We start from the raw sequence: 12513 nt of genomic DNA on the forward strand, positions 1-12513 counted from the left end.
TTCGCATCACAAGAAGTTCACGAAGGAGAACGCACATGGACCTGCTCGAGGACAAGGCAACGGGCGCACTCGCCGGGGCGGCCGTGGGCGACTCCCTCGGCGGCGCGGCCGAAGGCAACACGCCGGGGGCCATCCAAGAGCGCTACTCGGGGTTCATCGAGGGCATCGTGCCCCCGTTCCTCGACGACTGGCGGAACGCCCGCCCGATCGCGCCGTACCACAAGGGCGATGGCCACATCACCGACGACACCCTCATGACGAACGCGCTGGTGGAGGTCTATGACGGCCTGCGCGACCACCTCGACGCCTATGCGATCGCCGAGCGCCTCGTGCCGCTACTGATCGGGGAGCGCCGCTGGATTCCGGAGCTCGAGACCGAGGCCATCCTGCTGCAGCGCCTGTTCCTGGCCGAGAAGTGGCTCGTGGCGCGTCTGCACTACGGGCACGTCGACCCCCGCGAGGCCGGTGTGGGCAACATTGTGAACTGCGGGGCCACCATGTACATGGCGCCCGTCGGCATCGCGAATGCGGGGTCGCCGCTCGGCGCCTACGCCGAGGCGATCGACGTCGCCGGAGCCCACCAGTCGAGCTACGGGCGGGAGGCCGCGGGAGTCTACGCAGCCTGCGTGGCCGAGGCCATGCGACCGGGCGCATCCGTCGCTTCCGTGGTGTCGGTGGCGCTCTCCCTGGCGAAAGACGGAACACGTGACGCGATCGATGCGGTGGTGACGGCCGCCTCCTCGCTCGGCGACTGGCGGTCGTCGTTGGCCGGCATCCGTACGGCCGTCGAGCCCTTCGACACCGTCGGCCCGAACTACCGCGCTCCCGCGATGGATGCCCGCATCCCGAGTCGCACCAAGTCGATCGAGGAGCTGCCGGTGGCGCTCGGCATGCTGGTGCTCGCCGACGGCGACTACTCCGAGACCGTGCTGGGTTCGGTGAACTACGGTCGCGACTCCGACTCGATCGCCGTGATGGGCGGGTCGATCGCCGGTGCGCTGGGCGGCCGCGCCGCAGTTCCGGATGCCTGGGTCGAGCAGATCGGCGCCGCAAGCAAGCTCGACCTCGACTCCACGGGGCCCCTGATGGCGTCGGTGGCTCGCGACATCTGGGCCAAGGATCGTGTTCGCTTCGAACACCGGGCACGGGCGTTCGACGAGCTCGTCGGCGCCGGCATCGGCGTCGGAGCGGAGTGATGGGGTTGCGTCTCAGCTGGAGCCAGCCCGAAGACCTCGTTCCGCACGCCTTCCGGGCGGCCGAGCTCGACGGTGTGCCGATCGACGACCTGGTGGCGTCGTGGACGGATGCCGGCGGGCCGCTGCTCGCCCCGGTGAACGGGGCGACGCCCGATCCGGCCCCGGAGTCGTTGCGGGAGCTGGGGCGGGGCATCCTGTCGCAGCTCGACGAGAGGGCGGTGCCGGATGCCGTGCGGCTCGTTGAGCCCGACGAGCTGTCGGAGATCCTGGCGCTGGCGCCGGGGGGCGCTGCTGCTGCGGGCGCGTCACAGGCGCTGCTCGTGCTCGGCGCGGCGTTCTTCGATCGGGTGCACGGCGCCTGGCTCGGCCGCGCGGCCGGCTGCCTGCTCGGCAAGCCGGTGGAGAAGATCCCGCGCGAAGGCATTCGCGCCATCGCCCAGAACACCGGCAACTGGCCGATCTCGTCGTATTTCACGGAGATCGGGCTCGACCCGGCGCTCGCGGAGCGGTACCCGTGGAACCGCAAGAGCCGGCCGACGAGCCTGATCGAGAACATCGACGGCATGCCCGAAGACGACGACCTCAACTTCCCGCTGATCGCGCTCGATCTGCTCGAGCGGATCGGCGCATCCTTCAGCACCGACGACGTCGCGCAGTCGTGGCTCGCCAATCTGCCCGGCGGACGCGTGTTCACCGCCGAGCGGATCGCCTACCGCAACCTGCTCGACGGCTACGAGCCTTCGGTCGCGGGGGCGGTGCGCAATCCCTTCCGCGACTGGATCGGAGCGCAGATCCGAACGGATGTCTACGGCTGGGCGAACCCGGGAGATCCGGTGGCCGCCGCGCGACTGGCCTTCACCGACGCCCGCCTGAGCCACGGGCGCAACGGCGTCTATGGGGCGATGTTCGCGGCGGCGGCCTGCTCGGCCGCGGTGGTGGCGGGCGGAGCCGGTGCCGGCGGTCGGGCGGCCGGTGCCGACGGCGCCGCGGACGCGGTGGACGCGGTGATCGCGGCGGGGTTGTCGGTGGTGCCCGCAGACAGTCGGTACGCGCAGGCGATCGCGCTCGGCGCCTCGCTCGGGCGCTCGGCGCTCGACTCGGAGGAGGCGCTCGACCGCATCTACGCCGTATACGGCGAGCTGCACTGGGTGCACGTGCTGAACAACGCTGCCGTGCTCGCCTTCGCGCTCACCCGCGGCGCGGGCGACTATGAGGCGACGATCACCGCTGCGGTCACGGGCGGCTGGGACACGGACTCGGTGGGGGCAACTGCGGGATCTCTGGCGGGGGCATTGCTCGGCGCATCCGCTCTGCCGTCGCGCTGGATCTCGCCGCTTCACAACCGCCTCGCCTCGAGCGTGCCGGGCTTCGACGGCATCGGCTTCGACGAGCTGGCGCGTCGCACGGTCGCCGTCGCGGCCGCGACCTCTGCCGATGCCGCGGATGGGGCTGCCCGATGAGCGGCGCAGCCGTGCACGGCGCGGCCGCTGCCACAGGCGCGAACTCGGCCATCGTGGGCGACGCCAGGACGGCGGCTGACACGGTGGTCGACATCGACGAAGAGAACACCAACGAGCTGAATCCGCTCGTGCCACGGCCCATCGACCTGCCGACCGTCCTGCCCGCCGGCGGCGAACTGGCACCTGATATCGGCGACGTGGCGAAGATCTTCGCCGCTCCCGATGACCCGGCCGACTGGCCCGCCTGGCGCGCCGACCTCGCCCGCTGGCGCGACGCGGCCCGGGCGCGGCTCGCCTACGACGGCTCGCTCTACGAGCGGCCGTCGACCCGCTGGACGCGATCCGCCTCGAGCGTCGCCCTCGTCTGGCTCTGGGACGAGCGGCTCTTCGACCGCGCCGCCCACCGCTTCGACGTCGACGGCTTCCTCGCCCGCACGGCCGATCACGGCAGTTTCGACGGAGTCGTGCTCTGGCACGCCTACCCGGTGATCGGCATCGACGACCGCAACCAGTTCGACTTCTACCGAGAGGTTCCGGGACTCGGTGAGCTCGTGGCCGAGTTCCAGGGCCGCGGCATCCGTGTCTTCATCGACTACAACCCGTGGGACACGGGCACCCGACGAGCACCCCACGACGACGCCACCGAACTCGCCCTGATCGTGGGCGAGCTCGGCGTCGACGGCGTGTTCCTCGACACGATGAAAGAGGGCGACTCCCGCCTCATCGACTCGCTGCTGAACGCGACGCCGCCGCAGGTGCTCGAGGGCGAGTCGCGGGTGCCGAATCACCGCATCGTCGACCACCAGCTGAGCTGGGCGCAGTGGTTCGCCGACAGCGAGGCGCCGGGCGTGATGCGCACGCACTGGTTCGAGCGCCGCCACATGATGCACTCGACAAGGCGCTGGAACCGCGACCACAGCGCCGAACTGCAGTCGGCGCACATGAACGGCACGGGGGTCCTGGTGTGGGACACCGTTTTCGGCGTCTGGGTGGGCTGGAACGAACGCGACAAGTCGACGCTGCGGCGGATGCTCCGGGTGCAGCGGGCGCTCTCCTCCGTGCTCGTCGAGGGGGAGTGGATGCCGCTCGCCGACGCCTCGGCCGACGCCCTCGCCGCGCGCGTGTACGTGTCGCGCTTCGAACTCGGCGCACTCACCCTCTGGACGGCCGTGAACCGCTCCGACTCCGACTACACCGGCCCCCTGCTCGACCCCGACGCGCTCTCGGCCGACTCGTCGGAGGCCCTTTCCGCCGGAGTTCTCCAAACGTCGTCTCAACCGGGCGCCTCTGGGGCGGAGGATGCCGCGACGTTTGGAGAAGTCCGCGGCTTCGGGCTCTTCGATGTCACCGCGGGGCGGCAGATCGGCGGGCAGGCAGTCGTCGGTTCGGCTGAGGCATCGTGGCTACCGGGCACCGTCGCCCCCGTCACCGTGCCGGCCCGTGGGATCGCGGCCGTGCTGCGAGTGCGGGGCGAGCAACCCGAGTGGCTGGCCGGGCTGCTGGCTGAGGCCGCGGCGGATGCGCCGTCGGCGGACTCGACGTTCCCGGCGCGGGTCGCCGCGCGACGCATCCCGGCGCCGTCGGCGGGCGAGCCGTCGGAGACCGCAATCGTTGGGGCAACCGACTCGTCTGGGAGCCCGATCGCCGCGACGATTGCGATCTCCGACCTCCCCGCGCAGGCCGGCGTCGTGCCGGTGGCTGCGGGGGAGCGGGAGCTCACCATGACGTTCCGCCGGCGCGAGACGGGCACCTACCAGGGCGCTCCCTATGTGGAGGAGTGGAAGCCGCTGCCGCCGCGCCTGCACGACGCGCGCAGCGAGCAGCACCGCGTGACGCTCGGCGCCGTGGCGGTGGCAGCGCGGGAGGTCACGAACGCCGAGTTCGAGGCGTTCCTCGCCGCGACCGGTTACCAGCCCGCGGTGGCGAACCGCTTCCTGCTCGGCTGGTCGCACAGCGCGTCGACCGCTGACGACACGGAGCCGGTGACCGCGAGCGGCGTCGCCGAACGGTCGCGGCTCGCGCCACCGCTCGGTGAGGCCGATCGGCCGGTGACCTCCATCGACCTCACGGATGCCCGCGCCTACGCCGCTTGGGCCGGTGCCCGCCTGCCCACCGAGTTCGAGTGGCAGGTGGCGGCGACGGATGCGCGGTTCGGCCGCGCGCATCCGCTGGTCTGGAATTGGACCGAGAGCGAGCACGACGACGGCGTCACCCGCTTCGTGATGCTCAAGGGCGGCAGCGAGCACGAGAGCCTCGGCTCCGACTGGTACACCGACGGCGGGCCGCGCGAACCGTCATTCAGCCTCAAGTACGTGCTGGCCGGTCTGGGGCTCGATCGCTCGCCGAGCATCGGCTTCCGACTGGCGTGGGATCTCGACGCTCGCGACGGCCTGAGCGACGACCCCAGCCGCGATCCGGGTGACGACACCTCTGACGGGGGTGACGCTCGATGACCGAGCCCATCGCATCCGCGACCCCGCCGCTCACCGGTCTGCGGGTGCTCGACGTGTCGACGCTGTTCGCCGGGCCGCTCGCGGCCACCTTCCTGGGAGATTTCGGGGCGGATGTGATCAAGGTCGAACATCCGCGCAAGCCGGATGCCGCGCGCGGGCACGGTCCGGCGAAAGACGGAGTGAACCTCTGGTGGAAGACGCTGGGGCGCAACAAGCGCACCGTCACCATCGACCTCGGCGACCCGGAGGGGGCGCAGCTGCTGCTGTCGCTCGCCGCCGAGGCCGATGTGCTGATCGAGAACTTCCGGCCGGGAACGCTGGAGCGCTGGGGCCTCGGACCGGAGACTCTGCACGCGGCGAATCCGCGGCTCGTCGTGGCGCGGGTCACGGCATTCGGGCAGGTGGGACCGTATTCCGGTCGACCCGGTTTCGGCAGCCTCGCCGAGGCGATGAGCGGGTTTGCCGCCCTCACGGGAGAGCCCGACGGGCCGCCCACGCTGCCGCCGTTCGGTCTCGCCGACGGCATCGCCGCCCTCGCCACCGCGTACGCGGTGATGGTGGCGGTGCGTGGGGTCGAGCACTCCGGCAAGGGCCAGGTGATCGACATGGCCATCATCGAGCCGATTCTGATGCTGCTCGGCGGCCAGATCACCGCCTACGACCAGCTCGGCCTGGTGCAACCGCGCACCGGAAACCGCTCGGTCAACAATGCGCCGCGCAACGTCTACCGCACGGCCGACGACGATTGGGTGGCCGTGTCGACGAGTTCGCAGTCGATCGCCGAACGCGTGATGACCCTGGTGGGGCGGGGTGACCTGGTCAGCGAGCCGTGGTTCGCCAGCGGGCACTCGCGAGCGGAGCACGCCGACGAACTCGATGGAGCGGTGGCGGCGTGGATCGCGGCACGATCCACGGCCGAGGTCATCGACCGGTTCGAGCAGGCGCAGGCCGCGATCGCCCGGGTGTCGGATGTGCGCGGGGTGCTCGCCGATCCGCAGTACGCCGCGATCGGCACGGTGCAGACCGTCGACGACGACGAGCTCGGGCCGATCAAGATGCAGAATGTGCTGTTCCGGCTCTCCGAGACGCCCGGGGGCATCCGCTGGACCGGTCGCCGGCACGGGGCCGACAGCGCGTCGGTGCTCGCCGAGATCGGGGTGACCCCGGAACAGTTGACCGCTCTGCGGGAACGGGGTGTCGTGTGAGTGGGGAGAGTTCTTTCGTCGGGCGCGACGGCGCGGGCCGTGTGCTGACCACCGGGCTGTACGTTCCCGGCGACCGACCCGACCGTTTCGGGAAGGCTGTTGCGACGGGGGCCGAGCTCATCATCCTCGATCTGGAGGATGCGGTGGCGCCCGCGGCGAAAGCGAGGGCGCGGGCGGCGGTGGTGGCGTGGCTCCGCGACGGTGGCGGCGACGGTGAGGCTGGCGGCGGCGATGGCGGCGTCGTCGGTGGCGGCGGCGAAGGCGGAGCGGATGCGCGTGGTGCGCGCGCTGACGGTCCGGTTCTGCAGGTGCGGGTCAACGAGGGGAACGACGACGACCTCGTCGCCCTCGCCGTGCTTGCGACGACCGAACCGGCGGGGACCGCAGCGTGTGCCTTCGAGGTGCGGTTGCCGAAGGTCGAATCGACAGTGCAGCTCGATCGGGTCGGGGAGCTGCTTCCCGGTGTGCCCGTCACAGCCCTGATCGAGAGTGCGCAGGGAGTGGAGCGGGCGGCGGAGCTGGCCGCGCACCCGATCGTGACGCGACTGGCGCTGGGTGAGTCCGATCTCGCGAGCGAACTCGGCACCCGGGCTCCGGCAGTGATGGAGTACGCACGCCTCCGTCTACTCTTCGCGGCTCTGGCCGCAGGGCTGCCGGCTCCGATGCTCTCGGCCTACCCGGCCATCGCCGACCTCGAGGGCCTTCGCGCCGACACCGCACGGGGTCGTGAGCTGGGCTGGTGGGGGCGGGTCGCGATCCACCCTTCGCAGCTGCCGGTGATCGCAGAGGTGTTCGCCCCGAGTGCCGACGAGCTGCGCTGGGCGCGCGACGTGCTCGCCGCCGTGGGCGACGGCGGGGTCGCGACCCTCGCGAACGGTGACATGGTCGATGCGGCGATGCTGCCGCGAGCGCGGGCGATCCTCGCGCGCTCCGCCGGGCGCTCCGGCGGAGTAGGGGCCGGCCGACCCGCTGACCTGCCGCCCACTGGCTGACGCGACCGCAGCCGACGAAACACGCGCCACGACCTACGAACCAGGAACGACGCACCACGAATCAGGAACGACGAGCGCACCACGCACCACGCACCACGCACGACGAACCACGCACGACGAACCACGGCACCGACGCCGACGAGACAAGGGGAACCACGATGGGGTGGACGAGAACGACCGCGGCAACGACCGCGACCATGGCGCTGGTGGCAGCCGGACTGCTGGCCGGAGGTGTCAGCGCGAATGCGAGCACCGTGCACGAGACGTCCGCCGCCGCGCCACCCGCCGCCGCGGTGCCGGCCGCCGCGCCATCCGCCGCCGCGCCACCCGCCGGCCAGCTCGTGCCCGGTCAGCTGCAGAGCGCGGTCGTCGGGGGCCCGATCGACTACACGGCCTACCTGCCCGCCGGGTACGACCCGGATGCGTCGACCCGCTACCCCTCCGTCTACCTCCTGCACGGCCGCGGCGACAGTCAGTCCGCCTGGCAGCAGGTCGCCGGCGACCTCGACGAGATGATCGCCGACGGCAGCATCCCGCCGATGGTCGTCATCATGCCGGACGCCCCGTGGAGCGACCGCGGCAATTACTACGTCGATTCCCAGTACACCGGAACCGCCCCCGGCACGAGCCCGGGCGTCGCCGTGGAGTCCGCGTTCACCACCGATCTGATCGACTGGGTCGACTCGCACTACGCCACCATCGCCGACCGCGCCGCACGGGTGGTGGGCGGCTACTCGATGGGTGGGGCCGGCGCTCTGCGTTTCGCGACCGCGCATCCGGAGCTCTTCTCCGCAGGCCTCGTGCTGAGCCCCGCCGTCTACTACCCGAGTACTCCCGTCGATTCGTCGACGCGCGAGTTCGGCGCCTACGGAGTGGGCGACGCGCTCTACGACGAGAGCCGCTACCAGGCGCTCAACTACCCGGCGACCTTCGCCGCGTTCGACCCCGCCCGCCCGGTGCACCTGTTCATCGCTGTCGGTGACGACGAATACGTGAACCCGGCGCCCGAAGACGCGATCCACGACCTGGATTACGAAGCGGCCACCCTCTACAACCAGGCCAAGCGGGTGCCCGGCATCACGGCCGAGTTCCGCGCGTACGACGGCGGCCACGACTGGGGCGTGTGGGAGCAGGGCTTCCGCGAGGGGATGCGCGACATCAGCGGCTATCTCGCCACCGAGCCGGTGGAACCGCTGACCGGCGTGCAGACCGGCTCGGCCGGCGACGACTTCGCGGGTGGTGTGCTCGGCTCGCCCGACGGCGGCGTCGTGCAGGCGGTGAACGTGGCCGGCGATGCCCTCGGGCAGACCGCCGCCGGTGGAACGGATGTGCTCGTGCAGAAGTTCTCCGCCGACGGAACATCGGAGTGGGTGACGCCCCTTGCCACGGCACTGAACGAACGGATGTACGGAGTGGTCTCGGGCGGTGGCGACGGCTCCGTGATCACGGCCGGTTACCAGCGCACCGACCACGCGGGCGCCCAGAACGACGACGCTTTCGCAGCGAAGATCGGGCCTCGGGGTTCGGTGTTGTGGAGCACCGCGTTCGGCGATCCGGCCGCGGCTGACCGTGCCTATGGTGTCACCGCCGACGGGCAGGGCGGCGCCTTTCTCGCCGGGTATTCGTCGGGAGTCGTCGGCGATGGTGCGCCGGCAGGCGACAAGGACGCCGTCGTCGCCCACGTGGATGCCGCGGGCGCGGTCACCTGGTCCGCTCAGTTCGGCAGCCCCGGCGAAGACAAAGCTTTCGCGGCGGCGCCCGCACCGGATGGCGGTGTCTACGTCGGTGGAACAGCGGGCGGCGCGATGCCGGGTGCCACCTCTGCAGGCGGGTACGACGCATGGGTGGCCGAGTACTCGGCCGAGGGCGAGCAGCTCTGGCTGCAGCAATTCGGCACGAGCGAGACCGATCAGGTGTCGGCGCTCGCCGCGACCGCGACCGGTGTGGTGGCGGCCGGGTTCACCGGGGGCACCCTGGGTGCGTCGTCGTCAGGGGGCAACGACGCCGTCGTCGCCGCCTTCGGTGTCGACGGATCGTCGGAGTGGCTGACGCAGGCCGGAACCCCGGCCGACGATCGGGCCGCCGGGGTGCTGGTGGGCGCCGACGACCGGATGCTGGTGGCCGGTCACACGAGCGGAGCGTTCGGCTCTCCGGCGGGTGGGGTGGACGTGTTCACCCTCGCTGTCGACAGCTCGGGTGCGCCCGGCGACGTGCGTCAGCTCGGCACGCCGCAGCGCGATGGTGCCGATGTCTACGACGAGGCGAATCTGTTCATCGCACCCGGCGCATCTGGCCAGGCCTGGCTGCAGGCGGTGACCTACGGATCGATCGCAGATGCGTCGAACGCGGGCGGAGCGGATGTCTTCCTCACCTCAGTGCCGTTCGCCGCGGACGGGTCGGGCGAACCCGGGCACCCGGGCGGCCCGGGAGCGCCCGGGGAGGGCGCCGGTGGCGGCGCACCGGGTGCCGGAGCGGATGGTTCCGCGGTCGGCGGCGCATCGGGCGCGCTCGGCGAGACCGGACTCGAGCTGGCGCGCGCTCTCGCGATCGCCCTCCTCGTTCTCGGTGCGGGCGTGTCCGTTCTGGTTCTGCGCCGTCGCCTCCACGCCCGGGCGTGAACGACGTCGGCGGACGGCCGGATTTCAGCTGCCGTCGGGCCGGATGCGCAGCGTGAAGCCGCGCACCGCGGGTGCGATGACCTGGTCGAGTGCTGAGCCTTGATCGTGGTACTTCGCCCGGTAGGCGTCATCCACCCGGTCGAGCTCCGCGGCGTCGTCGACGATCTCCGTGGCCGCCGGATAGCGTGTCGCTCCGTCGGCGAACGCCAGGTGCCCCGCCCGGCGGGCCCGCGCATACCATTTCGACGACGGCCCGTAGGCGTTCCGGATGTACGGCACACCATCGATGACCACGCCCCAGATCGGCGTCTCGATCTCTCGCCCGTCTTTCGTGTCGGTCACGATGTGAATCGTGTCGGTCTCCCCGATGTAGTCGACGGCATTCATTTCGGCGTCCTCTCCCGTTGGCGGCGCTCCCGCCGCTTCGTGCGCCCATGGTCTCACCGACCGCGCGCGGGCGGAAGGGCCGAATCCGGCGGAAGGCCGGGGCCCGGAAAGGGCCGGAGTTACTTGAGAAGTCGGGAGAGCACGCGGTCGGCCAGCGGCTTGCCGCCGGTCTGGCAGGTCGGGCAGTACTGCAGACTCGAGTCGGCGAAGGTGACCTGCCGCACCGTGTCGCCGCAGACCGGGCACGGTTGGCCGGTGCGGCCGTGCACCTGCAGGCCGGATTTCTTCTCGGCCTTCAGCTCGGAGGCCGCCAGACCCTCGGCCCGCGCGATCGCGCCCCGCAGGGTGTCGTTCAGCGCGGTGTAGAGCACCGTCACCTCGGCGGGCGTCATGGCCGCGGGTTTGAACGGCGACATCCGGGCGGCGTGCAAGATCTCGTCGGAATAGGCGTTGCCGATGCCGGCGATGAGCGACTGGCTGCGCAGCACGCCCTTGATCTGCGCGCGCCCGGCGGCGGCCAGGATGCTCGCGAAGACTTCTTCGGTGAAGGCCGGGTCGAGCGGATCGGGCCCGAGCCGCGCCAAACCGGGCACCTCGGCCGGGTCGCGCACCACGTACAGCGCCAGACTCTTCTTCGTGCCGGCTTCGGTGACGTCGAAACCCGACCCGTCGTCGAGCACCAAACGCGCCGCCAAGGCCCCCTTGCCGGGCCTGCCGGACGGGGGCGGGGGAGGCCCTTCGCGCCAGCGCAGCCAGCCGGCCCGCGCCAGGTGCACCAGCAGGTGCAGTGATCCGATCTCGAAGTCGAGGAACTTGCCGTGCCGCGTCACGCCTCGCACGGTCTCGCCGGAGAGAGCCGACACCGGCGGATCGAAGGTCTTCAGGGCCGCGAACGACACGACGTCGACGCGGTCGACCACTCTCCCCGCCAAGCGCGCGCCGAGGTCGGCGACGAGCGCGGTGACTTCGGGAAGCTCTGGCACGCCTCCAGTCTCCGCCCAACCACCGACATCGGCCAGACATCGACGCCCCGCCGGCAGTACCATGCATCCACACGTTCCGATGCGAGCCGCCCGGAAGGATGCCGATGGCTGACGCCACCCCCGCGACGAACCGCCGCGTCGACTGGCTCGAGCTCTTCTTCGATCTCGTCTTCGTGGTCATCATCAAGCAGATCACCGACCTTCTGCACGGCGATCCCGATGTCGCCGACTTCGTGCTCGTGGGGGCCATCCTCGTGCCCGTCTGGGCTGCCTGGCTGAACGTCACGACCTTCGTCAACCGGGCCGGTGACTCCTCGACCGGCGCACGCCTGTCCATCCTGGTCTCGATGGCCGGTGTCGCGTTGATCGCCATCTCGATTCCCGAGGTGATGACCTCCGGGGCGCCCCTGTTCGCCCTCGGGTACGCCCTGGCGCGCCTGGCGGTGTGGCCCGTTTGGGCGGCCCAACGGCGGCGAGAAGGCGGCGGCATCCTTCAGCCGACCGTCTACGGCCCCGGTCTGGCCGCGCTCTGGCTCGCCTCGATCGCCGTGCCCGACGCCTACCGGCCCTGGGTGTGGGCGGCACTCGTGCTCGTCGAGGGGGCGATCTTCGTGCGGGGGATCGACGGCACCGACTTCGTCGCCGGGCACATCATCGAGCGGGTGGGCCTGTTCACCATGATCGTGCTGGGCGAGGCGGTGGTCGAACTGATCCTGTCGGTGCGAATCGGCCAGTCGGCCGCGGCATGGCTGATCGCGGCGCTCGGCTTCGCTCTCATCTGCTCGTTCTGGTGGATGTACTTCCAGAGCGGCACGCGGGTCACCGAGCGGGTGCTCGGGCACAGCTCGTCCGGCGTCATCCGCGACGTGCTGGCCGGCGCCCATTACCTCATCGTGCTCGGCCTCATCGGCGTGGCCGCGGGTCTCGGCGGTGCTGTCGAACAAGCCGATCACGACCACCTCCAGTTCTCGACCGTCGTCGCGCTGAGTGGTGGCACCGCGCTTTACCACGGCGCGCAGGTGCTCACCGCGTGGCGGTACGGGTTGCCGATGCGTTTGCTCGCCGCCTGGGGGGTTCTGAGCTTGGCCACGTCGGCCGTGGTCATCGTGTTCGGTGTCGCCTGGGCTCCGTGGGTGGTCGTACTGGTGATGCTCGTCGACAGCCTGCTGCACGCCGCCACCGGACCGATCGTGGCCCGGCGGGTGCGCGCGGGGTAGCG

Annotated in this window: 9 protein-coding genes; 7 read left to right on the plus strand and 2 right to left on the minus strand. The window is 71.2% G+C overall.

Features of this window, described 5'->3' with window-relative positions:
- Nucleotides 1-35 precede the first annotated feature (35 nt).
- The 6 genes from N1027_RS09710 to N1027_RS09735 all read left to right on the plus strand — a co-directional run bounded on the left by N1027_RS09710 (nucleotide 36) and on the right by N1027_RS09735 (nucleotide 9924).
- The gene (locus N1027_RS09710) at nucleotides 36-1196 is read left to right on the plus strand and encodes an ADP-ribosylglycohydrolase family protein (protein WP_259507273.1); all 1161 of its coding nucleotides are present in this window, start codon (nucleotides 36-38) and stop codon (nucleotides 1194-1196) included.
- Nucleotides 1196-2656, plus strand: a complete 1461-nt coding sequence (locus N1027_RS09715) for an ADP-ribosylglycohydrolase family protein (RefSeq protein WP_259507274.1) — start codon at nucleotides 1196-1198, stop codon at nucleotides 2654-2656. Before N1027_RS09710 ends, N1027_RS09715 begins: the two co-directional genes overlap by 1 nt.
- Nucleotides 2653-5109: an SUMF1/EgtB/PvdO family nonheme iron enzyme gene (locus tag N1027_RS09720; RefSeq protein ID WP_259507276.1), complete on the plus strand. Its 2457-nt coding sequence runs from the start codon at nucleotides 2653-2655 to the stop codon at nucleotides 5107-5109. The genes N1027_RS09715 and N1027_RS09720 overlap by 4 nt, the downstream gene beginning before the upstream one ends.
- Nucleotides 5106-6314, plus strand: a complete 1209-nt coding sequence (locus N1027_RS09725; RefSeq protein ID WP_259507278.1) for a CaiB/BaiF CoA transferase family protein — start codon at nucleotides 5106-5108, stop codon at nucleotides 6312-6314. The genes N1027_RS09720 and N1027_RS09725 overlap by 4 nt, the downstream gene beginning before the upstream one ends.
- Nucleotides 6311-7306 carry an HpcH/HpaI aldolase/citrate lyase family protein gene (locus N1027_RS09730; RefSeq protein WP_259507279.1) on the plus strand — a complete coding sequence of 332 codons (996 nt, stop codon included), beginning with the start codon at nucleotides 6311-6313 and terminating at the stop codon, nucleotides 7304-7306. The genes N1027_RS09725 and N1027_RS09730 overlap by 4 nt, the downstream gene beginning before the upstream one ends.
- A gap of 158 nt (nucleotides 7307-7464) precedes the next feature.
- Complete coding sequence (locus N1027_RS09735) at nucleotides 7465-9924, plus strand: alpha/beta hydrolase-fold protein (protein WP_259507280.1); 2460 nt, start codon at nucleotides 7465-7467, stop codon at nucleotides 9922-9924.
- 24 nt (nucleotides 9925-9948) lie between these two features.
- Here N1027_RS09735 and N1027_RS09740 read toward each other — a convergent pair whose 3' ends face one another.
- Both N1027_RS09740 and N1027_RS09745 read right to left on the minus strand, forming a co-directional pair.
- On the minus strand, nucleotides 9949-10311 hold the full coding sequence (locus tag N1027_RS09740; protein ID WP_259507282.1) for a DUF2255 family protein: 363 nt from the start codon (nucleotides 10309-10311) through the stop codon (nucleotides 9949-9951).
- Between the two features lie 119 nt (nucleotides 10312-10430).
- Nucleotides 10431-11294 carry an Fpg/Nei family DNA glycosylase gene (locus tag N1027_RS09745; RefSeq protein ID WP_259507283.1) on the minus strand — a complete coding sequence of 288 codons (864 nt, stop codon included), beginning with the start codon at nucleotides 11292-11294 and terminating at the stop codon, nucleotides 10431-10433.
- 104 nt (nucleotides 11295-11398) lie between these two features.
- Between N1027_RS09745 and N1027_RS09750 the strand changes: the two genes are divergently transcribed.
- Complete coding sequence (locus N1027_RS09750; protein ID WP_259507284.1) at nucleotides 11399-12511, plus strand: low temperature requirement protein A; 1113 nt, start codon at nucleotides 11399-11401, stop codon at nucleotides 12509-12511.
- Nucleotides 12512-12513: the final 2 nt, after the last annotated feature.

Source organism: Herbiconiux aconitum, assembly GCF_024979235.1.
GTDB classification, from domain to species: Bacteria; Actinomycetota; Actinomycetes; order Actinomycetales; family Microbacteriaceae; genus Herbiconiux; species Herbiconiux aconitum.

Coding starts and splice junctions, on each gene's coding strand:
- N1027_RS09710 (WP_259507273.1), top strand. CDS start 36: ATGGACCTGCTCGAGGACAAGGCAACGGGCGCACTCGCCGGGGCGGCC.
- N1027_RS09750 (WP_259507284.1), top strand. CDS start 11,399: ATGGCTGACGCCACCCCCGCGACGAACCGCCGCGTCGACTGGCTCGAG.
- N1027_RS09735 (WP_259507280.1), top strand. CDS start 7,465: ATGGGGTGGACGAGAACGACCGCGGCAACGACCGCGACCATGGCGCTG.
- N1027_RS09740 (WP_259507282.1), bottom strand. CDS start 10,311: ATGAATGCCGTCGACTACATCGGGGAGACCGACACGATTCACATCGTG.
- N1027_RS09720 (WP_259507276.1), top strand. CDS start 2,653: ATGAGCGGCGCAGCCGTGCACGGCGCGGCCGCTGCCACAGGCGCGAAC.
- N1027_RS09715 (WP_259507274.1), top strand. CDS start 1,196: ATGGGGTTGCGTCTCAGCTGGAGCCAGCCCGAAGACCTCGTTCCGCAC.
- N1027_RS09725 (WP_259507278.1), top strand. CDS start 5,106: ATGACCGAGCCCATCGCATCCGCGACCCCGCCGCTCACCGGTCTGCGG.